This is a genomic window from Streptomyces griseoruber (genome assembly GCF_001514205.1).
Classification (GTDB): domain Bacteria; phylum Actinomycetota; class Actinomycetes; order Streptomycetales; family Streptomycetaceae; genus Streptomyces; species Streptomyces griseoruber.
The window spans coordinates 1-25,420 of record NZ_KQ948776.1 but is presented as its reverse complement, the minus strand read 5'-3'; the positions used below and the strand labels follow the sequence as shown (position 1 = coordinate 25,420).

20 protein-coding genes are annotated in these 25,420 nt (G+C 72.5%); 14 read left to right on the top strand and 6 right to left on the bottom strand.

Features of this window, described 5'->3' with window-relative positions:
• The first annotated feature begins 142 nt into the window (after positions 1-142).
• The gene (locus AQJ64_RS30540) at positions 143-1,483 is read left to right on the top strand and encodes a peptidoglycan recognition protein family protein (protein ID WP_079062040.1); all 1,341 of its coding nucleotides are present in this window, start codon (positions 143-145) and stop codon (positions 1,481-1,483) included.
• Positions 1,484-1,748: 265 nt separating this feature from the next.
• Entirely contained in the window at positions 1,749-2,831 is a 1,083-nt protein-coding gene (manB, locus tag AQJ64_RS30535) for a mannose-1-phosphate guanylyltransferase (RefSeq protein WP_055638725.1), read from the top strand.
• Positions 2,832-2,990: 159 nt separating this feature from the next.
• Here manB and AQJ64_RS30530 read toward each other — a convergent pair whose 3' ends face one another.
• From AQJ64_RS30530 to AQJ64_RS30515, 4 genes are all read right to left on the bottom strand, one after another.
• A complete protein-coding gene (locus tag AQJ64_RS30530) occupies positions 2,991-4,004 on the bottom strand; it encodes a DNA-3-methyladenine glycosylase family protein (protein ID WP_063808096.1) in 1,014 nt (337 codons plus the stop codon).
• 54 nt (positions 4,005-4,058) lie between these two features.
• Positions 4,059-5,390, bottom strand: a complete 1,332-nt coding sequence (locus tag AQJ64_RS30525; protein WP_055636763.1) for a coenzyme F420-0:L-glutamate ligase — start codon at positions 5,388-5,390, stop codon at positions 4,059-4,061.
• Positions 5,387-6,346, bottom strand: coding sequence for a 2-phospho-L-lactate transferase (cofD, locus tag AQJ64_RS30520; protein WP_059203177.1), 960 nt, complete (start codon positions 6,344-6,346; stop codon positions 5,387-5,389). The genes AQJ64_RS30525 and cofD overlap by 4 nt, the downstream gene beginning before the upstream one ends.
• A gap of 128 nt (positions 6,347-6,474) precedes the next feature.
• A complete protein-coding gene (locus AQJ64_RS30515) occupies positions 6,475-6,987 on the bottom strand; it encodes a cysteine dioxygenase (RefSeq protein ID WP_055635408.1) in 513 nt (170 codons plus the stop codon).
• Positions 6,988-7,693: 706 nt separating this feature from the next.
• Here AQJ64_RS30515 and AQJ64_RS30510 point away from each other — a divergent pair.
• The 3 genes from AQJ64_RS30510 (at position 7,694) to AQJ64_RS30500 (ending at position 13,465) form a co-directional block, all read left to right on the top strand.
• Positions 7,694-7,957 carry a WhiB family transcriptional regulator gene (locus AQJ64_RS30510; protein WP_030792866.1) on the top strand — a complete coding sequence of 88 codons (264 nt, stop codon included), beginning with the start codon at positions 7,694-7,696 and terminating at the stop codon, positions 7,955-7,957.
• A gap of 217 nt (positions 7,958-8,174) precedes the next feature.
• The gene (locus AQJ64_RS30505) at positions 8,175-11,885 is read left to right on the top strand and encodes a glycosyltransferase family 2 protein (RefSeq protein ID WP_055635407.1); all 3,711 of its coding nucleotides are present in this window, start codon (positions 8,175-8,177) and stop codon (positions 11,883-11,885) included.
• A complete protein-coding gene (locus tag AQJ64_RS30500; RefSeq protein ID WP_055635406.1) occupies positions 11,882-13,465 on the top strand; it encodes a DUF5719 family protein in 1,584 nt (527 codons plus the stop codon). The genes AQJ64_RS30505 and AQJ64_RS30500 overlap by 4 nt, the downstream gene beginning before the upstream one ends.
• Before the next feature lie 51 nt (positions 13,466-13,516).
• On the opposite strand, the gene AQJ64_RS30495 is transcribed toward AQJ64_RS30500, so the two are convergent.
• A complete protein-coding gene (locus tag AQJ64_RS30495; RefSeq protein WP_079062039.1) occupies positions 13,517-13,969 on the bottom strand; it encodes a metallopeptidase family protein in 453 nt (150 codons plus the stop codon).
• Positions 13,970-14,264: 295 nt separating this feature from the next.
• Between AQJ64_RS30495 and AQJ64_RS30490 the strand changes: the two genes are divergently transcribed.
• The 8 genes from AQJ64_RS30490 (at position 14,265) to AQJ64_RS30460 (ending at position 22,895) form a co-directional block, all read left to right on the top strand.
• Positions 14,265-14,687, top strand: a complete 423-nt coding sequence (locus tag AQJ64_RS30490; protein ID WP_055635404.1) for a DUF3499 domain-containing protein — start codon at positions 14,265-14,267, stop codon at positions 14,685-14,687.
• A gap of 251 nt (positions 14,688-14,938) precedes the next feature.
• Complete coding sequence (locus tag AQJ64_RS30485; protein ID WP_059203176.1) at positions 14,939-16,303, top strand: phosphomannomutase/phosphoglucomutase; 1,365 nt, start codon at positions 14,939-14,941, stop codon at positions 16,301-16,303.
• Positions 16,304-16,509: 206 nt separating this feature from the next.
• The gene (locus AQJ64_RS46640) at positions 16,510-16,680 is read left to right on the top strand and encodes a Trm112 family protein (protein ID WP_020940431.1); all 171 of its coding nucleotides are present in this window, start codon (positions 16,510-16,512) and stop codon (positions 16,678-16,680) included.
• 171 nt (positions 16,681-16,851) lie between these two features.
• Positions 16,852-17,985, top strand: coding sequence for an SIS domain-containing protein (locus AQJ64_RS30480; protein WP_059203175.1), 1,134 nt, complete (start codon positions 16,852-16,854; stop codon positions 17,983-17,985).
• Positions 17,986-18,069: 84 nt separating this feature from the next.
• Positions 18,070-19,221, top strand: coding sequence for a mannose-6-phosphate isomerase, class I (gene manA / locus AQJ64_RS30475; RefSeq protein ID WP_059203174.1), 1,152 nt, complete (start codon positions 18,070-18,072; stop codon positions 19,219-19,221).
• A gap of 140 nt (positions 19,222-19,361) precedes the next feature.
• Positions 19,362-20,342, top strand: coding sequence for a cation diffusion facilitator family transporter (locus AQJ64_RS30470; RefSeq protein ID WP_055638646.1), 981 nt, complete (start codon positions 19,362-19,364; stop codon positions 20,340-20,342).
• A gap of 328 nt (positions 20,343-20,670) precedes the next feature.
• Positions 20,671-22,128 (top strand): adenosylhomocysteinase, encoded by a 1,458-nt coding sequence (ahcY, locus tag AQJ64_RS30465; protein ID WP_055638645.1) that lies wholly within the window; start codon positions 20,671-20,673, stop codon positions 22,126-22,128.
• 152 nt (positions 22,129-22,280) lie between these two features.
• On the top strand, positions 22,281-22,895 hold the full coding sequence (locus tag AQJ64_RS30460; RefSeq protein ID WP_059203173.1) for a hypothetical protein: 615 nt from the start codon (positions 22,281-22,283) through the stop codon (positions 22,893-22,895).
• Between the two features lie 17 nt (positions 22,896-22,912).
• On the opposite strand, the gene AQJ64_RS30455 is transcribed toward AQJ64_RS30460, so the two are convergent.
• Entirely contained in the window at positions 22,913-23,914 is a 1,002-nt protein-coding gene (locus AQJ64_RS30455; RefSeq protein ID WP_059203172.1) for an RDD family protein, read from the bottom strand.
• A gap of 129 nt (positions 23,915-24,043) precedes the next feature.
• On the opposite strand from AQJ64_RS30455, the gene AQJ64_RS30450 reads away from it, so the two are divergent.
• Entirely contained in the window at positions 24,044-25,051 is a 1,008-nt protein-coding gene (locus AQJ64_RS30450; RefSeq protein WP_059203171.1) for a stage II sporulation protein M, read from the top strand.
• Positions 25,052-25,420 lie beyond the last annotated feature (369 nt).

Sequence of the window (25,420 nt, the reverse complement as noted above, 5' to 3'; positions counted from 1 at the left end):
GCCCCGGCGCCGCACGTGCCGCCGTGCCACCGGTTCGGCCGAACGCCCGGCGCCAGGGCGCCACCGGTTCGGCGGAACGCTCCCGATGGCCCGTCATATCCCCGATGGACAGATATGTATGACTCTGCCCAGGATCGTTCGCATGCGTGGATTGCTAGCTACTTCGATCGGTGTCACCTGTGCGGCCGCCCTCGCCCTGCCACTGACGTCGCCCGCCACGGCGGCGGCAGTGCGACCGGCGCCGACCGCGGAGGCCGGCACCGAGGCCGCCAGGGCGGCCGCCCTTCCCGGCAGCACCCAGTCACTGCCCCTCACCCCCCTCACCCGTGACCGCGCCCTAGGCTCCGCCGACCGCGGCACGCGGCGCACGGACGTCCACCGCTTCTCCCTCCTGGGTGTCGTCTGGGACGACCCGGACGCCGCACTGCACGGCCGTGTCCAGGTCCGCACCCGCCCGGCCGGCGGCGACGCCTGGTCCGGCTGGCAGGACGTGGAGACCCACAACGCCGACCACGGCGCCGACCCGGGCACCGCCGAACGCACCTCGGGCCATGTCCGCGGTGCCACCGCCCCCCTGTGGGTCGGCGACTCCGACGGCGTCGAGGTCCGCGTCCACCCCGACGCCTCCCTCCCCGCCGGCCTGCGCCTGGAACTGGTCGACCCCGGGGCCGCCGCCCCCGTGCACGTCCCGGTGGCACCGCGCAGCCGAGCCCTGCCGGCCACGGCCACCGCGGCGCTGTCCAAGGCCGAGCGGTCGGCCTCCGCGGCCAACGCGCCCCTCGCCCGTCTGGGCGCCACGAAGATCCCGGCCCTGAACCGCGAACAGACGCAACGCGAACTCGGCACGAAGAAGGCAGGGAAGCACCGGGCGGCCCCCTACATCGGCCCCCGTCCGAGCATCGTCACCCGCCGGGGCTGGGGTGCGGACGAGAGCATGCGGGAGGCGGGCTTCCGCTACACCACCACGGTGAAGGCCGCCTTCGTCCACCACACGGCCACCGGCAACAACTACACCTGCGCACAGGCCCCGTCCGTCATCCGCGGCATCTACCGCTACCACGTCAGGAGCATGGGCTGGCGGGACATCGGCTACAACTTCCTCATCGACAAGTGCGGAACCATCTACGAGGGACGCGCCGGCGGTGTCGCGAAGGCCGTCATGGGCGCCCACACCCTCGGGTTCAACACCAACAGCATGGGCGTGGCCGTCCTCGGCACGTTCACCTCCGCCAAGCCGAACTCGGCCACCGTCAAGGCCATCGCCCGTCTGACGGCATGGAAACTCGGTCTCTTCGGGGCGAATCCGAAAGGAAAGACCTACCTGAAGTCCGGAGGTGGGAATCTGTACGCCAAGGGAAAGAACGTACGACTGAATGTGATCTCCGGTCACCGTGACGGGTTCGCCACGGAATGCCCGGGCAAGCAGCTCTACGGCAAGCTCGGCACGGCCCGCTCGACCGCGGCGACCTACCAGGGCCGCTGAGGGCGGATCACGGCCGGGTGTTCCGGGGGTCAGGGGAGGCCCCCGGAACCGAACGCGCCGGCCCGCACCGCACCGCACCGGAACCACACCCGAACGGCCGGAGAACACATCCAGGTGGGGGCATCTTTCATCAGCCGTCGGGGGGACAGTCCGCTCGGGACTGGGACGGAACACCGCACGGCCTGGAAAGCGCCACACAACGGTCTGCATACACTGGCCGGTCGAATGACAGTTCGGCCGGTCCCGGCAGGAAGCAGAGACGAAGGTGACAGAAGCGATCCTCCTGGTCGGCGGCAAGGGCACCCGGCTGCGCCCGCTCACGGTGCACACGCCCAAGCCCATGGTCAGGGCGGCGGGGGTGCCTTTCCTCACGCACCAGTTGGCGCGGGCGAAGGCGGCGGGGGTGGACCACATCGTCCTCGCGACGAGCTATCTCGCGGAGGTCTTCGAACCGTACTTCGGCGACGGCTCGTCCCTGGGCCTGCACATCGAGTACGTGACGGAGGAGGAACCCCTCGGCACGGGCGGCGCGATCCGCAACGTGGCGTCCCGCCTGCACTCGGCCCCCGACGACCCGGTGCTGGTCTTCAACGGCGACATCCTCACGGGCCTGGACATCAGAAGACTGGTGACCACGCACCGGGAGACGGCGGCGGACGTGTCGCTGCACCTCACGAAGGTGACGGACCCCCGGGCCTACGGTCTGGTCCCCACGGACGGGACGGGCCGGGTCCTCGCGTTCCTGGAGAAGCCCGAGACCCCCGAGGAGATCGTCACCGACCAGATCAACGCGGGCGCGTACGTCTTCCGCCGCTCGGTCATCGACACGATCCCGCAGGGCCGCCCGGTCTCGGTGGAACGCGAGACGTTCCCCGGCCTGCTGGCGGCCGGGGCGCACCTCCAGGGCATGGTGGACTCCACCTACTGGCTCGACCTGGGCACCCCCGCGGCCTTCGTACGGGGCTCCGCGGACCTCGTCCTCGGCCGCGCCCCGTCCCCCGCCGTGCCCGGCCGCTGCGGCGACCGGCTGATCCTGCCCACGGCCCGTGTCGCGGCGGACGCCAAACTCACCGGCGGCACGGTGGTCGGCGAGGGCGCCTTCGTGGCGGAGGGCGCGCGGGTCTTCGGCTCCACGATCCTCCCCGGCGCCGTCATCGAACCCGGCGCCGTCATCACCGACTCCCTCATCGGCACCCGGGCCCGCGTGGGCGAACGCTCCGTCCTCACCGGCACGGTCATCGGCGACGGCGCGATCATCGGCCCCGACAACGAACTCCGCGAGGGTGCCCGCGTCTGGTGCGACGCCCGGATCCCGGCAGGAGCGGTCCGCTTCTCCTCGGACCAGTAACGCACCACCCGCCGGAGGGCTCCACATCTCGACACGGCTCGACATCTCGACACCGGGCGCGGCAATTCCCGCCCGTCCGGCGTTCGAGGACGAGGCCCGTTCAGTGCCGACGGGGGTCCGGGGGCATTCCCCTGGCGGGGCCGAAGGGGCGGAGCCCCTTCACAGCACCCCGATGTCCCCCCGCCGCATCCGCGGAGCCCTCCGCTCCGGCACCCGCCCGCTCAGCAGGATCAGCCGAGCGGCCCGGTGCCGCTGCCCCGCATAGGGCTCCAGCAACTCCAGCATCGCCGCATCGTCCGCCTCCCGGTCCCCGGCCAACGCCCACCCCACGATCCCCGGCAGATGAAGATCCCCCACCGTCACCGCGTCCGCCGCCCCATGACTGCGCTGCACGGTCTCCGCCGAGGTCCACGGCCCGATCCCCGCCACCACCTCCAGCCGAGCCCGCGCCTCCTCCGGAGACATCCCCACCGCCTCCTCCATCCGCCGCGCCACCCGCACCGCCCGCAGAATCGTCGACGCCCGCTTGTTGTCGACCCCCGCCCGATGCCACTCCCACGACGGGATCAACGCCCACGTCCGCGGCTGAGGCATCACCCACAGCCGTCCGCCCGCCGCCGGCCCCGGCGCCGGCTGCCCGAACTTCCGCACCAGCAACCGCCACGCCCGGTACGCCTCGTCGGTCGTGACCTTCTGCTCGAGAACCGACGGGATCAACGACTCCAGCACCAGCCCGGTCCGCGTCAACCGCAGCCCCGGCCGCCGGTGCCACGCCCTCGCCACCACCCGGTGCCTCGGCACGAACACCTCCGGCTCATCGCCGGCGCCCAGCAGCTCGGGCAACCCCTCCAGCAGCCACTCCGCCCCCGGCCCCCACGCCTCTCCCCGTACGGCACCGCCGCCGGGCGCCACCGACACCCGCAGCGTCCCCGCCCCGGCGGGCGTCAGACTGGCCCGCCACACCGAACCGTCCGGCATCGCCCGGAACGTCGGATCCCCGGGCCCCCGCCGCAACGGCCCCAGCACCAGCCCCAGATCGACCGGCCCCCGCGGCACCCACTCCCGCACCCGCCCCGGCGCGCCGGCGTCCCGCGCCACCGCCCGCGCGGGCACGGGAACATGCCCGCCGCGCACGGTCGTACGCGTGGACCTCGGTGCGAAACGTCCTGCCACGATGCCAGTCCCGAATCCAGAGAGCCGATGGAAGCCTTACCCGCTCACCGCGTCTCACCTCACCTCGATGAACCCCTCCACCTCCCGTGCGCCCCGCTCCCGAGGCTCCTCGGCCGCGTGCCCGACGGCCACCGCCCCCATCGGATCCCACCCCTGCGGCAGTCCGAGCACCTCCCGCACCACGTCCCGGCAGAACATCGTCGACGACACCCACGCCGACCCCAGCCGCTCCCCGGCCAGCGCGACCAGGAAGTTCTGCACCCCGGCGCCGGTCGCGACGACGAACATCTCCCGCTCGGCCCCGTCCCGCCGCGCGTCGCCGTAGGTGTGGGAGCCGTCCATCACCAGGCACGGGACCACCAGATACGGCGCGTTCCGCAGGACGTCCCCGCGCCGCACCCGCCGGGCGATCGACTCCTCGGACTTCCCGTCCCGCCGCAGATCCGCGATCCACGCGTCCCGCATCGCGTCCAGCAGCCGGACCCGCGACTCCGCCGACTCCAGCAGCACGAACCGCCACGGCGTCGTGTGATGCGGTGCCGGCGCCGTGACCGCCGCGGCGACCGCCCGCCGTACGGCACCGGGATCCACCGGCTCGTCGGTGAAGGCGCGCACGGTCCGCCGCTGTGTCACCGCCAGCCGCACCGCCTCCGAGGTCCCCAGCCGGAACATGTCGTCCCGCGCCCCGCGCACCAGGGCCGAAGCACCCTGCCCCGAGCCGTCGCAGGCGTCGGGGCCGTCGGAGCCGTCCGCCACGACATGCGCCAGGCCCCGCGCCACGGCCACGGGCAGCCCGGCCGCCTTCCCCTTCACCAGATCGCCGGCCGCGGCCAGCTCGTCCGCCGTCGCGACGACCGTCGCGCTCAGCGGATTGCCGTACGCGTCCGTGCCCCCGCGCAGGTCGTCCAGCACCCGCACCCCGGCGGCGCCGATCGCCACGTCCGTGAGCCCCGCCCGCCAGGGACGCCCGAAGGTGTCGGTGACGACGACCCCGACCTCGACGCCGAGCGCGTCCCGCAGCCCGTCCCGGATCGCCCGCGCGGACGCGTCCGGGTCCTCGGGCAGCAACAGCACCGTCCCGGACGGGGTGTTGGAGGCGTCGACACCCGCCGCCGCCATGATCAGCCCCTGCCGGTTCTCGACGATCCGCAGCGCCCCGCGCCGCGCCACGACCCGTACGGTCTCGGCGTCGATCGCGGCCTCCCGGTCGTCCGCCCGGACGATCCGCCCCTCCGCCTTGGACACGATCTTCGACGTCACCAGCAGCACGTCCCCGTCGGCGAGCCCGGGCTCGGCGGCGGCGATCAGCTTGGCGATGTCGTCCCCCTCCTGCACCTCGGGCAGACCGGGAACGGCCCACACGCGGTACCCCTGCTCACCGCTCACGCCGTCCGCACCTCCTCCGCCAGCTCCAGCGCCTCCCGGGCCATCCGCGCGGTCGCGTCGAGATCGCTCATCATCAGAGGGACGGCCTTGCAGCGGATGCCGGCCGCCTCGATCCGCTCCACCGATCCCGCGTCCACGGTGTCCACGAGCCAGCCGTCCAGCAGCCCCGAGCCGTAGTGCTCGGCGACCGCGGCGGCCGTCGACTCCACACCGACCGCGGCGAGCACCTTGTCGGCCATGCCCCGCACGGGCGCGTCCCCGACGATGGGGGACAGGCCCACCACCGGGACCCCGGCCTCGGCGATCGCCTCACGGATGCCGGGCACGGCGAGGATGGTGCCGACGGAGACGACCGGGTTCGACGGCGGGAACAGGACGACGTCCGCCGCCGCGATCGCCTCCAGCACCCCCGGCGCCGGCTTCGCCTGCTCCGCGCCGACCGGCACGACCGCCTGGGCCGGCACCGACGCCCGCAGCCGCACCCAGTACTCCTGGAAGTGCACGGCCCTGCGCTCGCCGTCGATCTCGACGGCGACATGCGTCTCGACCCGGTCGTCCGTCATCGGGATCAGCCGCACCCCGGGCTTCCACCGGTCGCACAGCGCCTCGGTCACCGCGCTCAGCGGGTACCCGGCGCCGATCATCTGCGTCCGCACGATGTGCGTGGCGAAGTCCCGGTCGCCCAGCCCGAACCACTCCGGCCCGACGCCGTACGCCGCGAGCTCCTCCTTCAGCCGGAAGGTCTCGTCGGCCCGGCCCCAGCCCTGCTCCTCGTCGATGCCGCCGCCGAGCGTGTACATCACGGTGTCGAGGTCCGGGCAGACCTTCAGCCCGAAGAGATGGATGTCGTCGCCGGTGTTGCCGATGACGGTGACGTCCGCGTCCGGCACGGCCCGCTTCAGACCGCGCAGGAACCGGGCACCGCCGATGCCGCCTGCCAGAACCACAATGCGCATGGGAGCCAGTCTCGCAGGCCCCGCCGACAGTCCGCCGGGTGGTTGTGGACAACCCCCCGCCTGTGGACAACCCGACCACCCGTACGAGCCCCGCCCGCCCCGGAGCGGCCCCGCGCGCCCTACGCGCCCTACGCGCCGACGGCGTCCACCGTGTCGTACGTCTCGCGCGCCGTGCACGCCGTGTGGTGCATGGGCATCTCGGTGAGCCCGGGGAAGTACACATGGAGGCTCACCGCCGGCTCCAGCGCGTCGTTGACCACCTCGTGCACGTACCCCGGCGCGAACACCCGCTGCGCGCCCGCCCCCAGCACCCGCTTGCCCCGCTCCGTGCGCTCGGTCAGCTCGCCGTCCAGGACGGTCAGCACACCGGAGGAGCGGCCGTGGTCGTGCAGCCCGCTGCCCTGACCGGGCACCCAGGACAGCAGCCACACCTCGTAGCCCGGGCCGGTGCTCAGCCGGTGGTACCAGCGGCTCGCCGCGTCGTAGTGGACGAGGTGCTCCCACGCGGCGCGGTCGGCGGCGAGGGAGCGGGCCAGGCCGACGAACTCGGCGACGGTGGCCGGGTGCTCGCGGGGGGCCTGGAGGAGGTGGGGGACTTCGAGGATGTCGCCGGCGATCTGGAGGTCGCTGTCGCTGTTCATGGGGTGGGGTGGTTCCTCGGCGGAAGAGTGGGGGGCGGCTGGGAGTCGCGTACCGTCCACCCGGATCACGGGTGGATCAGGGGTGCCCTGGTGCGGGCCGAAGGGAAACAGCGGCCGGGTCGTAGTGGACCCGGAAGGGGCAGCCGGAGCGCGTTGGGCTCAACAGCTGGAACAGCAACAACAGCTACAGCGAGCACGAGCAGCACCGTGGGACCCGGCGGAGCGGGTCGAGGTGAGTGCCGAGTTCGCGAGCATGCCCACAAGGACATCGGTTCACACCTGCCGGTGTCAACTCGACGCCCGGTATGTGGGACACGGTTCACCTCATCCGGTGCATCCGAGAGGTGAAAGGTTTGTGCACATGTCCCCCGGGACACACGAGGCACAAGCCGGACGCGGAGGCCGTTGTGACGCAACGGGATCGAACTTACGGGCGTCCTTCCCCGTGGAAGCACTGTGCGGGGTTCGCGCCCTCCAGGGCCTCATCTGCATGTCAAGGTTTATGGCGATTTGAACACTTACCGCACGGCCTTGGTTCCGCAGAGTGAATAAGGGGCTCAATAGCAGATCTCGGCTTGACTCGCCCGGAGCAGCACACTTGTAATTTCACTCGTGTCGTTCAGCCGACATCGGTAATGGGCCAAGGCACCGACATCGGTAAACGGCCAGGTACACGGGGACGCGAAAGACAGAGCGAGGGGCGCACATGACCGAGCTGGTGCAGCAACTGCTGGTCGACGACGCGGGTGAGGAACTCGGCTGGCAGGAGCGCGCACTGTGCGCCCAGACCGATCCCGAGTCCTTCTTTCCCGAGAAGGGCGGATCGACCCGCGAGGCCAAGAAGGTCTGTCTCGCCTGCGAGGTCCGCTCCGAATGCCTCGAGTACGCCCTCGCCAACGACGAACGCTTCGGCATCTGGGGCGGTCTGTCCGAGCGCGAGCGCCGCAGGCTGAAGAAGGCCGCCGTCTGACGGACGGGCCCCGCCCGGACCCGAGCCGCCCCCCCGGGGCGCAGGCCGCCCGGCACGGGCGGACGCGGCGGTGAACGGCCCGTCGCAGGTGGGTTGTCCACAGGCTGCGGGCCGCCGTCGTGCCCAGCCGATAGTGTGGTCGCTCGTCCGAGACACCCCGCCGCCCTCACGCGGCGCAGGCGTCCACCACGTCCACCGAACCGGGGCCCGTACCTCGATGTCCGTGCACAGCCACACGGCAGGCCACCAAGGCGGCGCTGCCACACCTGAGTTTCCGCGTCATGTCGTCACCGCGGTCCTCGTCTCCCACGACGGTGCCCGCTGGCTGCCCGACGCGCTCGCCGGGCTGCTCGGCCAGGAGCGCCCCGTCCAGTCCGTCATGGCCGCCGACACCGGCAGCTCGGACGACTCCGCCCGCCTGGTCACCGAGGCCCTCGGCGACGACCGCGTCCTGCACCTCGCCCGGCGCACCGGCTTCGGCCAGGCCGTCGAGGAGGCCAACCGCACCGCCCCGGTCCTCACCCCCGAGGAACTGCCGTACCTGAAGCGGCCCAGCGGCTGGGACCCCGTCACGCGTACGTGGCGCGACGACGCCTACGACCTGCCGGAGCTCCCGCACGGCGAACCGGTCCAGTGGCTGTGGCTGCTGCACGACGACTGCGCCCCCGAACCCGACGCCCTCGCCGAACTCCTGCGCGTCGTGGACAACGAACTCGAACTGGGCCGCGACGACGTGGCCGTCGTCGGCCCCAAGCTCCGCGGCTGGTACGACCGCCGCCAGCTCCTCGAGGTCGGCGTCACCATCGCCTCCTCCGGCCGCCGCTGGACCGGCCTGGACCGCCGCGAACAGGACCAGGGCCAGCACGACCACGTCCGGCCCGTGCTGTCCGTGTCCACCGCCGGCATGCTGATCCGCCGCGACGTCTTCGAGGAACTCGGCGGCTTCGACCGCCGGCTGCCCCTGATGCGCGACGACGTCGACCTGTGCTGGCGCGCCACCGCCGCCGGCCACCGCGTCCTCGTCGCCCCCGACGCCGTCGTACGCCACGCCGAGGCCGCCTCCCGCGAGCGCCGCGCCGTCGACTGCGCGGGCCGCACCACCTCCTCCCCGCACAAGGTCGACAAGGCCGGCGCCGTCTACACCCTCCTCGTCAACAGCCGTACGGCACTGCTGCCCTGGATCCTGCTGCGCCTGGTCCTCGGCACCCTGCTGCGTACGGTCGCCTACCTCGTCGGCAAGGTCCCGGGACAGGCTCTCGACGAGATCCGCGGTCTGCTCGGCACCCTGCTGCGGCCCGAGCGGATCATCGCCGGACGCCGCAGGCGCGGCGCACCCCGGATCGACAAGGGCGAACTGCGGCCCCTGTTCCCGCCGCCCGGCGCGACCGTACGGGCCACCGTCGAGCAGGTCGCCGGCGACCTCTTCGGTTCCTCCGACACCGAGACCGCCGGCGGCGCCGGACGGCACGGCGGCGGACTGGAGTCCGGCCCCGGCGGCGACGACGCCGACTTCCTGGAGATCGAGCAGTTCGCCCGCCTCAAGCGCATCGCCCGCAAACCCGGCCCGGTGCTCTTCCTGGTCCTGCTGCTGGTCTCCCTCGTCGCCTGCCGCAACCTCCTCGGCGGCGGCGCCCTCGCGGGCGGCGCCCTGCTGCCCGCCCCGGCCGACGCCTCCGAACTCTGGTCGCGCTACCTCGACGCCTGGCACCCGGTCGGCGCGGGCGGCACCCCGTCCGCCCCGCCCTACCTCGCGATCGTCGCGACCCTCGCCACCCTGCTGTTCGGCTCCACCGGCCTCGCCCTGACCCTGCTGCTCGTCTGCTCGGTACCGCTGGCCGGCTTCACCGCCTACTTCGCCTCCCGCCCCCTCGTCGCCTCCCGCCTCCTGCGCGCGTGGGCCGCCGTCGTCTACGCCTTCCTGCCCGCCGCCACCGGCGCCCTCGCCGGCGGCCGCGTCGGCACCGCCGTCCTGGCCGTCCTGCTGCCCCTCATCGCCCGCGCGGCGGCCGCCGCGAGCGGACTGACGTACACCTCCGGCGCCCGCGGCAGCTGGCGCGCCACCTGGGCGTACGCACTGCTGCTGACGATCACCACCGCGTTCACACCGATCGTCTGGCCCCTCGCACTGGTCCTCGGCCTCGCCGTGCTGGCCGTGCGCCGCACCGACATCACCGCCTACGGCCTGCGCTTCCTGGCCCAGCTCGGCACCCCCCTGCTGCTCCTGGCGCCCTGGTCGCTGTCGCTGCTCCCGTTCGGCTTCTTCACCCAGGCCGGACTCGACTACGCCCCGTCCACCGCCTCCGCGCTCGACCTGCTCGCCGCCAGCCCCGGCGGACCCGGCACGGTCGACGGACTGATGCTCATCGGCATCGTCCTGGCCGCACTCGCCGCCCTGCTGCGCGGCGAGCGTCAGTCCGGCATCTGGACGGCCTGGGCGGTCGCCCTGGTGGCGCTGGTCTTCGCGGTCCTGTCCAACAGCTCCACCTGGGCCGGACCCGCCACCCTCGTCTACGGCCTCGCGCTCCTGGCCGCCGCCGTCCTCGGCGCCGACGGCGCACGCACGCGGGTCGCCGAACAGAGCTTCGGCTGGCGCCAGCCCGTCGCCGCCCTCATCGCCTTCGCCTCCGCCGCGGGCCCGCTGCTGCTCGCCGCCGGCTGGATGATCGGCGGCGCCGACGGCCCCGTGGAGCGCCGCGACCCCGTCCAGGTCCCCGCGTTCGTCGCCGAGGAGGCCGGCAACCGCGACCAGGCCCGCACCCTCGTCCTCGACAGCGACTCCGCCGCCCACGTCGACTACATGCTGGTCCGCGGCTCCGGCGCCCGCCTCGGCGACGCCGAACTCGCCGCGGCCGACGGTGAGAACCCGCAGCTCGACAAGGTCGTCGCCAACCTGGTCGCCGGCTCCGGCGCCGACCAGGCCGACCAGCTCGGCAAGTTCGCCGTCGGATACGTCCTCGTCCACAAGGGCGCCCCCCGCGAGGTCACCCGTGTCCTGGACGCCACCCCCGGCCTGAAGCGGCTCAGCCAGCAGGACGGCAGCGCCCTGTGGCGGGTCGGCCAGGAGGTCTCCCGCGCGGCGGTCGTCACCGAGTCGGGCAAGGGCACGGCGACCCCGGTCGCCGCGGGCCCGGTCGACATCCACACCACGATCCCGTCGGGCTCCGAGGGCCGGATCCTGCGCCTGGCCGACGCCGCCGCCGACGGCTGGACCGCCACCCTGGACGGCAGGCCGCTCACCCGCACCACCGTCGACGGCTGGGCCCAGGGCTTCGAACTCCCCGCCTCCGGCGGCAGGCTCGACGTCACCTACGACGACCCGTTCACCCACACCGCCTGGCTGTGGACGCAGGGCTTCCTGGCCCTCGTCCTGATCGTCCTCGCCCTGCCCGGCCGCCGCCGCGACGTCGACGACGACCTCCCCGAGGAGGAACTCGCCGAGGACCGGCCCGCCGAGGGCGAGGGCCGCCGCGCCCGCCGGCTGCGCGCCCAGGCCGAGGAGGCGGAGGAACCCGCCCTCCAGGACGACGACTTCCCGTCCGCTGCGGACGACTTCCCCTCTCCCTCTCCGCAGGAGACCCCGCAGGACACGCCGGACCAGACCCCGGTCGTCCTCCCGCAGCAGCAGACGTACGGCGACTGGGACCAGCCGAGCTACGCGGGCGCCGAGTACGGCGGCTACCAGGGCGAGCAGTACCAGGGCGCCCAGCAGTACCCGGCGGGCGGCTACGACCAGCAGTCCTACGACCCCTACCAGGCCGGCCAGTACGACCCCTACGCCTACGACGGCCAGGGCGGGCAGACGCCGTACGAGCAGACGTACGGCTACGACCAGGGCTACGGCAACCAGGGCTACGACCCCGCCTACGACCCGGCGCAGCAGCACGACCACGGCACCGGCAGCGAGCGTCCCGACGGGAGCCAGCAGTGAACCGCACCACCCTGTCCCTGATCGCCGCCACGGCCGCGCTCGCCGCCGTCACCGGGTTCGCCACGCTCAACGAGCCCAAGGGCGCCGGCCCGGACGACTCCGCCAAGGCGGCCGCCGTACTGCCCGTGGAGCGCACCAGCCTGCTCTGCCCGGCGCCCAGCACCTCCGACATCGCCCAGACGTCGTACACGTCGTTCACCCCCGTCACCAAGGGCACGGGCGGTGACGGCACGGCCGAACTCGCCGCCGCCACGGTGGAGTCGGCGGACCCGGCCGGCGACAAGACGAGCGGCAAGGGCGACGGCAAGTCCGGCGACACGGCCGGCGACACGTCCGGCGACACGTCGGACAAGGACAAGAAGACGGACAAGGGCGACAAGAAGTCCGAGAAGCCCGTCGTCACCCCCAAGGAGCCCGGCACCCCCGCCACCGGCGACACCGACGGCGGGGAGTCGCCCGCGCTCGTGGGCACCGCCGAGGGGAAGTTCGCGCCCGGCTGGACGGTCCAGGAGACCACCGAGGTCGCCGCCGGCTCCGGCCGCGGCCTGCAGGGCGTCACCTGCACCCCCGCGGACACGGAGTTCTGGTTCCCCGGCGCCAGCACGGCGGCCGACCGCACGGACTACGTCCACCTCACCAACCCGGACGACTCCGCCGCCGTCGCCGACATCGAGCTCTACGGCAAGGACGGCGCCCTGCAGACCACGGTGGGGGAGGGCATCACGGTTCCCCCGCACTCCAGCGAGCCGATCCTGCTGTCCACGCTCACCGACGACAAGGAGGACGACCTCACCGTCCACGTCAACGTCCGCAGCGGCCGCGTGGGCGCCGCGGTGCAGGCCCTGGACGACAAGCTCGGCGGCGACTGGCTGGCCGCCGCCACCGACCCGGCGGCCGGCCTGGTCATCCCCGGCATCCCCAAGGACGCCACCGCGGTCCGGCTGATCGCCTACGCGCCGGGTGACGCCGACGCCGACCTGAAGGTCCAACTGGCCTCCCCGAGCGGTCTGATCACCCCGGCCGGGCACGAGACCGTGCACGTCAAGGGAGGCATGACGACCGCCGTCGACCTCGGCGACGTCACACGCGGCGAGGCGGGCTCGATCGTCCTGACGCCCACCGACCGGTCGGTGCCGGTCGTCGCGGCCGTACGGGTGCTGCGCGGCAAGGGGGCCAACCAGGAGTCGGCGTTCATCCCCGCGTCCGCTCCGGTCGGCACGCGCGCGTCCGCCGCCGACAACACCGCCAAGGGCTCCACCCTCTCCCTGACCGCCCCCAAGGGCACCGCCAAGGTGAAGGTCACCGCGTCCGCGGGCAGCGAGGGAGGAACGGCCGCCTCCAAGACGTACACGATCAGGTCCGGTACGACCCAGGACGTCGAACTCCCCGTCCCCTCGGGCCTGAAGGGCACCTTCGCCCTGACCGTGGAACCCCTCACCGACACCCCCGTCTACGCGGCCCGCACCCTCGCGGCGACCGAGGAGGGCGTCCCGGGCTTCACCATCCAGACCCTGCCGGACGACCGGGGCACGGTCGAGGTCCCCCGGGCGGACGAGAACATGGCGGTGCTGCAGAAGTGACCCGACCGGGTCGGAGACAACCCGACCGGTCATAGCGCGAGACGGTGGTGGTCAGTCCTCGTCGCCGTAGCGCGGATCCACCGTCTCGGGGGTCAGCCCCAGCAGCTCCGCCACCTGTTCCACGACCACCTCGTGCACCAGCGCGGCCCGTTCGTCGCGCCCCTTGGTGCGGATCTCGACCGGGCGCCGGTAGACGACCACCCGCGCCCGCCGTCCCTCGCGCGCGGGAGCCGTCCCGCCGAGGGGCACCGCCTCGTCGTTCCACGGCTCGCCGGCCGCGGCCGGGCGCGGCACCTCGAGCACCATGAAGTCGATCTCGGCGAGCTGCGGCCAGCGCCGCTCCAGCCGTTCCACGGAGTCCTGCACCAGATCGGCGAACGCGTCGGCGCGGCTCGCGGCCAACGGCACCTGAGGGGGCGCGATCGGTCCCCGCATGCCACGGCCGTGGCGATCACGGCGGCGGGGTCCGGGGCCTGCGGCACGGGGCGGTACGGGGCTGTCCATCACTACTGAAGGGTAGACCCCGCCGCGACCCGCCGTCCGGCCCCACGCGGCATCCCGGACGCGTCCGGCCGGGCCCGCGCCCTCTGTCGCAGGATGACCATTCCGGCCAAGGTTGGGCTCGATTCCGTATCTCTCCGAGACCGGTGAACTCATGGCAATTGATGCTGTTTGTACTACCCGGTGACTGCGAGGCTTCGTCTTCTTCTCGCTAATGACTGGTGTTCGCGCAGGTCAGCGGGGTATGACTGGAGAGGCCCGTGGGGCGTTTCACAACACGACACGGTGGAGTGACCTGGTGGAGAGTCGTCGCGGCCCGCTCAAGAGTGCGGTACCGTCCAACGTCGTGAGCCCTGTACGTCGCTGTTCGCGAACCGCCTGCGGTCGACCCGCCGTCGCGACGCTGACGTACGTCTACGCCGACTCGACCGCGGTCCTCGGCCCGCTCGCCACCTACGCCGAACCCCACTGCTACGACCTGTGCGCCGAGCACTCCGAGCGCCTCACCGCCCCGCGCGGCTGGGAGGTCGTCCGGCTGCTCGACGGCTCGGCTCCCGCACGGCCCACTGGTGACGACCTGGAAGCGCTTGCCAACGCCGTCCGCGAGGCGGCCCGCCCGCAGGAACGCGCGGCACAGGCCGGTGGCGGCGGACGTGGCGCGGACCCGATGGAGGTCGCCCGCCGCGGCCACCTGCGCGTCCTGCGCTCACCGGACAACTGAACCCCCGTAAGCCCCCCTTCGCCCGGCAGCTTCTGACGCCCCGTCGATGCCCGCCGGTCGCGAACACGGTCCCGCGATCCGGCCGACACTCGCGAAACCGCTTTCCGCATGACGGGTGACTGTCCTCCCGGGGTGTCCCGGGTTGGTGCGCAAGGTTACTTCTGCGGGGCCACCGCGCGGACGCACCGCAGCCGCCGAACCGTTCCGGGTAGTTTGTGGCGACTGAACAGGACTTTCAGGAAGGGTGGCCCGTGGCTGCTGATCTGTCGCAGATCGTGAAGGCGTACGACGTCCGCGGGGTGGTCCCGGACCAGTGGGACGAGTCCCTCGCCGAACTCTTCGGAGCGGCCTTCGCCCGGGTGACCGACGCCGAGGCGATCGTCGTCGGCCACGACATGCGCCCCTCCTCACCCGGCCTGAGCGGCGCCTTCGCGCGCGGGGCGGCGGCACTCGGCGTCGACGTCACCCAGATCGGCCTGTGCTCCACGGACCAGCTCTACTACGCCTCCGGCGCCCTGAACCTGCCCGGCGCCATGTTCACCGCCTCGCACAACCCCGCCCGGTACAACGGCATCAAGCTCTGCCGCGCCGGCGCCGCCCCCGTCGGCCAGGACACCGGACTGGCGGACATCCGCGCCCTGGTGGAGCGCTGGACGGACACCGGCGCGCCCGAGGCCGCCGCCGTGCCGGGAACCCTCACCCGGACCGACACGTTGAAGGACTACGCGGCGCACCTGCGCTCACTCGTCGACCTGACCTCCATCCGCCCCCTGAAGGTCGTGGTCGACGCGGGCAACGGCATGGGCGGCCACACCGTCCCCACCGTGTTCGACGGCCTGCCCCTGACCGTCGTCCCCCTGTACTTCGACCTCGACGGCACCTTCCCCAACCACGAGGCCAACCCCCTCGACCCGGCGAACCTCGTGGACCTGCAACAGCGCGTCCGCGCGGAGTCCGCCGACCTCGGCCTCGCCTTCGACGGCGACGCCGACCGCTGCTTCGTCGTCGACGAGCACGGCGACCCGGTCTCCCCGTCCGCGATCACGGCCCTGGTCGCCGCCCGCGAACTCGCCCGCAACGGCGGCCGGGGCACGGTCATCCACAACCTGATCACCTCCCGGACCGTCCCCGAGGTGGTCGAGGAGAACGGCGGCAGCCCCGTCCGCACCCGCGTCGGCCACTCCTTCATCAAGGCCGAGATGGCCCGCCACGGAGCGATCTTCGGCGGAGAGCACTCCGCCCACTACTACTTCAAGGACTTCTGGAACGCCGACACCGGCATGCTGGCCGCCCTCCACGTCCTGGCGGCCCTCGGTGGCCAGAAGACCCCCCTGTCCTCCCTCGTGGCCGCGTACGACCGCTACACCGGCTCCGGCGAGATCAACTCCACGGTCGCCGACCAGGCCGACCGCATCGCCGCGATCAAGGCCGCCTACACCGGCGTTCCCGACGTCACCCTCGACGAACTCGACGGCCTCACCGTCTCCACCCCCGACTGGTGGTTCAACGTCCGCCCCTCCAACACCGAACCCCTCCTGCGCCTCAACGCCGAGGCCCGCGACGAACCCACCATGACCAAGATCAGGGACGAGGCCCTGGCGATCATCCGCGCATAAGGACGCCCCGCGGGGCTCGCGGGCCGAGCGGCGCGCGGCCCCGCCCGGGGTGCCCGGGGACACCGCCCCAGGGGACGGCGGCGAAGCCCCCGGCGAGCGGGACGGGCAAGGGCGGCGGGGCGACACCACCCACCACCCCACCCCCACCGGCGGTACGCTGACCAGGCACATCCAGCCACCCCCGCACGCACCCGAAGGGACACCTCATGCCGCTCGAAGCCGGCCTCCTGGAGATCCTCGCCTGCCCGGCCTGCCACGCCCCCCTCAAGGAGCAGGACGCGGAGCTGATCTGCACCGGCCAGGACTGCGGTCTGGCGTACCCGGTCCGCGACGGCATCCCCGTCCTCCTCGTCGACGAGGCCCGCCGCCCCGCGTAACACGAGGCCGTGCCACCCCGCGCGACCACGCCCCGCGACGCCGGCCCACCCGCGCCGCCCGGCCCGGGCCGCCGGCACCGCCGCACCCGGCACCACGGCCCCAACCGGCACCACCGCGTATCCAGACCCCCCGGCACCCCGACGATCCCCCGGCGATCGGAGACCCCCGCCATGCTCGACGACTCACTGCTCGACACGCCGGAGGCCCTCGCCGAGGCCGACCGCCGAGCCCTCCTGCGCGGCGCGGCCGAAGCCGGCGCCCGGGTCCGCACCGCCGCCCGCCACGCCGCCGAAGCCGGGGTGAACGACCTCAAGCCCGACGGCCGCCCCCGCGCGATCCTCATCGCGGGCCCCGGCGCCGCCGCCACCTGCGTCGCCGACCTCCTCGGCACCCTGGCCGGCGCCGCCTGCCCCGTCGTCCGCCTCGCCCCCAGCGGCGTCGCCCCCGCCGCCGGCGCCCTGCGCTGGGAACTCCCCGGCTGGGCCGGCTCCGTCGACCTCCTCCTCATCGCCACCCCCGACGGCACCGAACCCGGCCTCGCCCTCCTCGCCGAGCAGGCCTACCGCCGAGGCTGCACCGTCGTCGCCGTGGCCCCCGCCCGCACCCCCCTGACCGACGCCGCCGACGCCGCGCACGGCCTCTTCGTACCGATGGCGACCGCCCCGTACGAACACGACGAACAGCCCCCCGCCGCAGCCTCCGCCCCCGGCGTCCTGTGGGCCCTGCTCACCCCCCTCCTCGCGCTCCTCGACCGCATCGCACTCCTCTCCGCCCCCGCCGACGCCCTCGAGAAGGTCGCCGACCGCCTCGACCAGGTCGCCGAACGCTGCGGCCCCGCCATCGCCACCTACAGCAACCCGGCGAAGACCCTGGCCGCCGAACTCGCCGACGCCCTCCCCGTGATCTGGACCGAAGGCGCCTCCGCGGGCCCCGCCGGCCGCCGCTTCGCCTCCGCCCTCGCCGAACTCGCCGGCCGCCCCGCCCTCGTCGCCGAGCTCCCCGAGGCGCTCGCCGAACACAGCGCCCTCCTCGCCGGCCCCCTCGCCGCCAGCGCCGACCCCGACGACTTCTTCCGTGACCGCGTCGAGGAAGCCCCCGCCCTGCACGCGCGCGTGGTACTCCTGCGCGACCGCCCCCTCGGCGGCCTCACCGCCGCCCCCTCCGCCCGCGACCTGGCCCTCAGCCACGACACCCCGATCAGCGAGCTCGAACCCGACCCCGGCGACGAACTCGTCACCCTCGCCGAACTGATCGCCACCACGGATTTCGCCGCCGTTTACCTGGCGCTCGCCTCCCAGGCCTGATCTGAGGCCCACACGCGCGTGCCGCGCGGGCCCCACCACAGCACGACCAGACAAGCAGCGCCGGACAGACAGGCAGAGAACCCGATGGACCGCCTCGACAACACCATCCGCCCCTACGCCTGGGGTTCCCCCACCGCCATCCCGCACCTCCTCGGCACCGAGCCGACCGGCGAACCCCAGGCGGAGATGTGGATGGGCGCCCACCCCGGCGCCCCCTCCCGCACCGAACGCGGCACCCTCGTCGAGGTGATCGACACCGACCCGCAGCGCGAACTCGGCGACCGCGCGGTGGCCCGGTTCGGCCCCCGTCTGCCCTTCCTCCTCAAGCTCCTCGCCGCCGGCGCCCCCCTCTCCCTCCAGGTCCACCCCGACCTCGCCCAGGCCAAGGAGGGCTACGACGACGAGGAGCGCCGCGGCATCCCCGTGGACGCCCCCCACCGCAACTACAAGGACGCCAACCACAAGCCCGAACTGATCTGCGCCCTCACCGAGTTCGACGGCCTGTGCGGCTTCCGGCACCCCCTCCGGGCAGCCGCCCTCCTCGACGGCCTCGGCGTCGACTCCCTCAAGCCGTACGTCGACCTCCTGCACGCCCACCCCGAAGAGGCGGCCCTGCGCGAGGTCCTCACCGCGGTCCTCACCGCCGACCCCGACGACATGGCCCACACGGTCACGGCCGCCGCAGCCGCCTGCGACCGCCTCGGCGGCGACTACGCCCCCTACGCCGGCATCGCCCACCACTACCCCGGCGACCCCGGCGTCATCGCCGCCATGCTCCTCAACCACGTCCGGCTCCAGCCCGGCGAGGCCCTCTTCCTCGGCGCCGGCATCCCCCACGCCTACCTCAGCGGCCTCGGCGTCGAGATCATGGCCAACTCCGACAACGTCCTGCGCTGCGGCCTCACCCCCAAACACGTCGACGTCCCCGAACTCCTGCGCATCGTCCGCTTCGAACCCGGCGACCCCGGCGTCCTGCGCCCCGAGGCCTCCCCCGACGGCGAAGAGGTCTACGAGACCCCCATCGACGAGTTCCGCCTCTCCCGGTACGTCCTCCCCGAGGGCTCCGACCCCCACGACCTGACCCGCGAGACCCCGCAGATCCTCCTCTGCACCGCCGGAACGGTACGCACCGGAGAACACGAACTCGCCCCCGGCCAGGCGGTCTTCGTCCCCGCCGGCGAGAAGGCCGAGGTGTCCGGAGCCGGAACCCTCTTCCGCGCCACGGTGATTGTCTGACCGGGCTGGTGGACACCTGACGAACCGCCGCCGGACAGGGCTGCAACAATGACCCACCGGCAAAGGCCGGGCAAAGAGACCCCGGACGGCGAACAGGACGTACGAGACACGTACGCGAGGCGAAGGGACAACGCGAACACATGAGCGCGTCAGGCGGCACCAGGGCGATCGTGGCGGCACTCGGCGCCAACCTCGCCATCGCGGCATCCAAATTCGTGGCGTTCGCCTTCAGCGGCTCCTCGTCGATGCTCGCCGAAGGCGTCCACTCGCTCGCCGACTCCGGCAACCAGGCACTCCTCCTCATCGGCGGCAAGAAGGCCCAGCGCGAAGCCACCCCCCAGCACCCCTTCGGCTACGGCCGCGAGCGCTACATCTACGCCTTCCTCGTCTCCATCGTCCTCTTCTCCGTCGGCGGCATGTTCGCCATCTACGAGGGCTACGAGAAGATCCAGCACCCCCACGAGATCGAGCACTGGTACTGGCCGGTCGGCGTCCTCGTCTTCGCGATAATCGCCGAGGGCTTCTCCTTCCGCACCGCCATCAAGGAGTCCAACGAACTCCGCGGCTCCCTGTCCTGGTCGCAGTTCATCCGCCGCGCCAAGGCCCCCGAACTGCCCGTCGTCCTCCTGGAGGACTTCGGCGCCCTCATCGGCCTGATCCTCGCCCTCGGCGGCGTCGGCCTCGCCCTCCTCACCGGCGACGGCGTCTGGGACGGCATCGGCACCGTCTGCATCGGTGTCCTCCTCGTCCTCATCGCCCTCGTCCTCGCCGCCGAGACCAAGTCCCTCCTCCTCGGCGAGTCCGCCGGCCTCGAAGACGTCAAGAAGATCGAGACCGCCATCGTCGACGGCCACACCGTCACCGGCATCATCCACATGCGCACCCTCCACCTCGGCCCCGAGGAACTCCTCGTCGCCGCCAAGATCGCCGTCCGGCACGACGACACCGCGGCCCAGATCGCCACCGCCATCGACGCCGCCGAGGCCCGCATCCGCGAAGCCGTCCCCATCGCCCGCGTCATCTACCTCGAACCCGACATCTACAGCGAGGCCGAAGCCGCCAAGGGCGCCGACCCCGAGGCCACCCCCGGCGGCCCCGACCGGCACCCCGCCGACCACTGACCACCCCCGACACCTCCCCGACAGGGCCCGCCGCACCACCGGCGGGCCCTGCGGCCTTCCCCCTCACCGACCCGGAACGGCGCGATCTGTTCGCAGACGGACTGGGGCCGCCCGCCACCTCCGGTGTAGCTTGGAACGGAGCCAGACGTCGCTGCTGATGGCGGTCGGGCGGTCCCGCAGCGGACCGACCGAGGGAGAGAGGGCCTCCGACGGACTGCGCTGCGCGCACGCGGGCATGCCTGTGTCCCCTTCAGGGCACCCCTGTGTCCGCCGCCGCGCAGACCAGCCCTGTCCACACCTCGAACCAACCACCGAGGAGCAGCTCACCATGACGACTGTCGACAACCGACAGGACTTCAAGGTCGCCGACCTCTCCCTGGCCGCCTTCGGCCGCAAGGAGATCACCCTCGCCGAGCACGAGATGCCCGGCCTCATGGCCATCCGCAAGGAGTACGCCGAGGCCCAGCCCCTCGCCGGCGCCCGCGTCACCGGCTCCCTGCACATGACCGTGCAGACCGCCGTCCTCATCGAGACCCTGGTCGCCCTCGGCGCCCAGGTCCGCTGGGCCTCCTGCAACATCTTCTCCACCCAGGACCACGCCGCCGCCGCCATCGCCGTCGGCCCCCACGGCACCGTGGACAACCCCCAGGGCGTCCCCGTCTTCGCCTGGAAGGGCGAGACCCTGGAGGAGTACTGGTGGTGCACCGAGCAGGCCCTGACCTGGCCGGACAGCCCCACCGGCGGCCCGAACATGATCCTCGACGACGGCGGTGACGCCACCCTCCTCGTCCACAAGGGCGTCGAGTACGAGAAGGACGGCAAGGTCCCCTCCGTCGACACCGCCGAGAACGACGAGCACCGCGTCATCCTCGAGCTCCTCAACCGCACCATCACCGACGGCTCCCAGAAGTGGACCCAGCTCGCCTCGGAGATCCGCGGCGTCACCGAGGAGACCACCACCGGCGTCCACCGCCTCTACGAGATGCAGCGCGACGGCGCCCTCCTCTTCCCGGCGATCAACGTCAACGACGCCGTCACCAAGTCGAAGTTCGACAACAAGTACGGCTGCCGCCACTCCCTCATCGACGGCATCAACCGCGCCACCGACGTCCTCATCGGCGGCAAGACCGCCGTCGTCTTCGGCTACGGCGACGTCGGCAAGGGCTGCGCCGAGTCCCTACGCGGCCAGGGCGCCCGCGTCATCGTCACCGAGATCGACCCCATCTGCGCCCTCCAGGCCGCGATGGACGGCTACCAGGTCACGACCCTCGACGAGGTCGTCGACAAGGCCGACATCTTCATCACCACGACCGGCAACAAGGACATCATCATGGCCGCCGACATGGCCAAGATGAAGCACCAGGCCATCGTCGGCAACATCGGCCACTTCGACAACGAGATCGACATGGCCGGCCTCGCCAAGGTCCCCGGCATCGTCAAGGACGAGGTCAAGCCGCAGGTCCACACCTGGACCTTCCCCGACGGCAAGGTCCTCATCGTCCTGTCCGAGGGCCGCCTGCTGAACCTGGGCAACGCCACCGGCCACCCCTCGTTCGTGATGTCCAACTCCTTCGCGGACCAGACCCTGGCCCAGATCGAGCTGTTCACCAAGCCCGACGAGTACCCGGTCGGCGTCTACACGCTGCCCAAGCACCTCGACGAGAAGGTCGCCCGCCTCCACCTCGACTCCCTCGGCGTCAAGCTGACGACCCTCCGCCCGGAGCAGGCCGCCTACATCGGCGTCCAGGTCGACGGCCCGTACAAGTCGGACCACTACCGCTACTGATCCGGCAGCGGGCTCCCGGCCCGCAGCCGCACCAGCGAGCAGCAGTACCTCAGAGACAGGCCCCCGCACCCCCGTGTCGGGGGCCTGCCCCTTCGGCCCCTCGGCCGGACCGCCGCGGCGCCCCGACCAACCCGTCACCCCCCAGGACCCCCATGCCCCGCGGCCGCTATGCACTCCACGATCCCCACGATCACACCCCCCTCGCGCACGAACACTTCCACTGCGCCCCCGGCCCCTCCGGCTGGCGCTACGTCTCCCAGCTGACCACCCCCACCGGCGAACACACCGGCTCCGTCGACCTCACCCTCGACGACCTCGGCCGCCCCCTCCGCCTGGAACTCCACGCGAGCAGCTGGCAGGTCCGCGGCGCCGCCCTGGACGGCGTCACCTGGGTCCGCACCGACCCCACCGGCACCCACGCCACCGAAGGCAACACCCCCGCCCACGCCTTCACCGGCACCTCACCCGCGTTCCTCGTCGCCACCACCCGCCTCCTGCGCCTCACCCCCTCCACCGCGGCCACCCGCGTACGCCTCGTCGCCTTCACCGACCCGGTCCTCGCTCCCCGCACGGTCGACCAGTCCTGGGCCCTCGTGAACAGCGAAACACACGCCACTGACAACGCCCCCCTGACCGTGGACGAATACCAGGTCACAGCCCTGGACACAGGCGAACAGCACACCGTGCACATCGCCGGCGACGTCGTTCTCGCAGCCCCCGGCATCGAACTCGAGGACCTCGAATCACCCCCCTCGACGTTCACCTGAACCCGACGCCCAAGCCCCTACGCAGGCGGCACGAACCCGGTACCCCGCCCCTCACCCCGACCGCTCTCCGCACCCTCCACCACCACGGACGGCCCATCCGCCCCCGACGCGTTCCCCGGCACGGCGGAACCGCTCGGAGACGAGGGCCCATGAGCCGCAGCCGACCCGTACGACGGGGGTCCGTACGGCGACCGGGCACCGGACGGCGGAGCAGGGCTGAAGCCCCCACCCACACCCGCCCCACCCGCGACAAGACCACCCCCGACCGGACCACCCCCGAACATCCGCCGCGCCTCCCGGACCTGCCGCTCCTGCACCACCGCCGCCAGATACGCGGCCGGTGGCACGCCCGGCGGCACCGGCACCCCGGTCCGCTCGGCCAGCTCACCCGCCAGCCGCCCCGCCATCGCCCAGCCCACCTGCGGATCCAACTGGTTCATGCGCCCCAGGTACTGGCGGATCGCCAACCACAACCCGTCCGGCACCGCCGAAAGATCAAGCTCCTGGAACCGTCCGGCCAGCCACGGCGGAGGAAGCGGCACGAAACCACCCCGAGCCGCCGGCACCCGCTCGCGCACGACCAGAGTCCCGGCGAACACATCACCGAGCCGCCGCCCCCGCGCCGACACCAGCGACGCCACACACGCCACCACGCCGAACGTCAGCAGAATCTCCACCAGCCCGAGCGCACCCCGCACCAGCGCATGCCGGAACCGGATCGGCCCACCGTCGTCCCGCACCACACGCAACCCGCACGCCGTCTTCCCCAGCGACCGCCCATGACTGAGCGTCTCCACCGCGATCGGGCCGCCCACCAGAACCAGCAGGAACGTGGCGATCGACACCGCCGTCTGTGCCGCGTCGTCCCACGAGGCCGTGGACAGCACCAGAACGACACTCACGACCACATAGACGACCAGGACCACGACCAGGTCCAGCAACAGGGCCAGCGCCCTGCTGGGCAGCCTGGCGGGCTGCAGCTCCAACGCCACCGCCTCACCCGTCACCAGCTCACTCACGCCCGCCGCCCCTTCCCGACCTGCCCCTGGAACAGCCAGTCTGCCAAGCTGAGCGCACATCGCGCCGCAGTACGACAACCTGACACACACCACCGGCAGCCGACGCACAGCCGAGGAGCAGGCACACCGATGGACCTCGACGTCTTCGTCTCCGCCCACCGGGCCGAATGGGACCGCCTCGACGCCCTCCTACGGCGACGCCGCCGCCTCACCGGCACCGAGACGGACGAACTCGTCACCCTCTACCAGCGCACCGCCACCCACCTCTCCCTGATCCAGTCCATAGCCCCCGACCCCCAGCTGACCGGCCGGCTCACCCAACTCGTGGCACGCGCGCGTAGCGCCGTCGTCGGAACCCGCCGAGCCTCCTGGCGCGATGTCACCCGCTTCCTCACCGAGGGCTTCCCCGCCGCTGTCTACCGCTCGCGCCATTGGTGGATCCCCACCGCCCTCCTCTCCACCGCCGTCGCCGCCCTCCTGGGCTGGTGGATCGGCACCCATCCGGAAGTGCAGGCCTCCATAGCGGCCCCCGACGAACTGCGCGAGCTCACCCGACCCGGCGGCCAGTACGAGACCTACTACTCCAGCCACCCGGCCGCCTCGTTCGCCGCCCAGGTGTGGACGAACAACGCCCAGGCCGCCGCGATGTGCCTGGTCCTGGGCGTCTTCCTGGGACTTCCGGTGCTCTGGATCCTCTTCCAGAACATGCTCAACCTCGGCATCGGCGTCGGCCTCATGTCCTCGGCAGGCCGGCTCGACACGTTCCTCGGCCTGGTGCTCCCGCACGGCCTCCTCGAACTGACAGCGGTCTTCGTCGCCGCCGGCACCGGCCTCCGCCTCGGCTGGACCGTCATCGACCCCGGCCCGCGCTCCCGGCGCACGGCACTCGCCGAAGAAGGCAGAGCCGCGATCGCCATGGCGATCGGCCTCGCCCTGGTCCTCTTCGTCTCGGGCGCCATCGAAGGCTTCGTCACCCCTTCGGACCTGCCCACCTGGGCCCGCATCACCATCGGCGTCGCCGCCGAGCTGGCCTTCCTCGGGTACGTCTATGTCCTCGGCGGCAGAGCGGCCCGCACCGGTGACACGGGCGACGTCGAGGCAGCCGAGCGCAGCGCGACCGTGCCGACAGCCGCCTGATGTGCGAACCGCCCCGCTGAACTGCTAGTGTCCTCCTCGTTCCCGCAAAAGCCGTTGACACGGAGAGCGCGGGGAGGTAGATTAGAACAGTTGCCTGGAACTGGATGTGATCCGGTCGGCAGCAGCGAAAATCTATCGGCGACTCGGAACATTGATTCCGCAGAAGCCCCCCGATGAATCGGAAAACCACCGCCGGTCGGACCGGCCCGGAACTTCTGATAAAGTCGGAACCGCCGGAAAGGAAACCGCGAAACAAAAGCGGGAACCTGGAAAGCACCGAGGAAATCGGATCGAGAAAAGATCTGATAGAGTCGGAAACGCAAGACCGAAGGGAAGCCCGGAGGAAAACCTGAGAGATTCTCTCGGGCA

Bases quoted from the DNA above. Each gene is read 5' to 3' on its own strand.
- AQJ64_RS30540 (WP_079062040.1), top strand. From the start codon at position 143: ATGCGTGGATTGCTAGCTACTTCGATCGGTGTCACCTGTGCGGCCGCC.
- cofD (WP_059203177.1), bottom strand. From the start codon at position 6,346: ATGCGCATTGTGGTTCTGGCAGGCGGCATCGGCGGTGCCCGGTTCCTG.
- AQJ64_RS30515 (WP_055635408.1), bottom strand. From the start codon at position 6,987: ATGAACAGCGACAGCGACCTCCAGATCGCCGGCGACATCCTCGAAGTC.
- AQJ64_RS30510 (WP_030792866.1), top strand. From the start codon at position 7,694: ATGACCGAGCTGGTGCAGCAACTGCTGGTCGACGACGCGGGTGAGGAA.
- AQJ64_RS30505 (WP_055635407.1), top strand. From the start codon at position 8,175: ATGTCCGTGCACAGCCACACGGCAGGCCACCAAGGCGGCGCTGCCACA.
- AQJ64_RS30495 (WP_079062039.1), bottom strand. From the start codon at position 13,969: ATGGACAGCCCCGTACCGCCCCGTGCCGCAGGCCCCGGACCCCGCCGC.
- AQJ64_RS46640 (WP_020940431.1), top strand. From the start codon at position 16,510: ATGCCGCTCGAAGCCGGCCTCCTGGAGATCCTCGCCTGCCCGGCCTGC.
- AQJ64_RS30480 (WP_059203175.1), top strand. From the start codon at position 16,852: ATGCTCGACGACTCACTGCTCGACACGCCGGAGGCCCTCGCCGAGGCC.
- manA (WP_059203174.1), top strand. From the start codon at position 18,070: ATGGACCGCCTCGACAACACCATCCGCCCCTACGCCTGGGGTTCCCCC.
- AQJ64_RS30470 (WP_055638646.1), top strand. From the start codon at position 19,362: ATGAGCGCGTCAGGCGGCACCAGGGCGATCGTGGCGGCACTCGGCGCC.
- ahcY (WP_055638645.1), top strand. From the start codon at position 20,671: ATGACGACTGTCGACAACCGACAGGACTTCAAGGTCGCCGACCTCTCC.
- AQJ64_RS30460 (WP_059203173.1), top strand. From the start codon at position 22,281: ATGCCCCGCGGCCGCTATGCACTCCACGATCCCCACGATCACACCCCC.
- AQJ64_RS30450 (WP_059203171.1), top strand. From the start codon at position 24,044: ATGGACCTCGACGTCTTCGTCTCCGCCCACCGGGCCGAATGGGACCGC.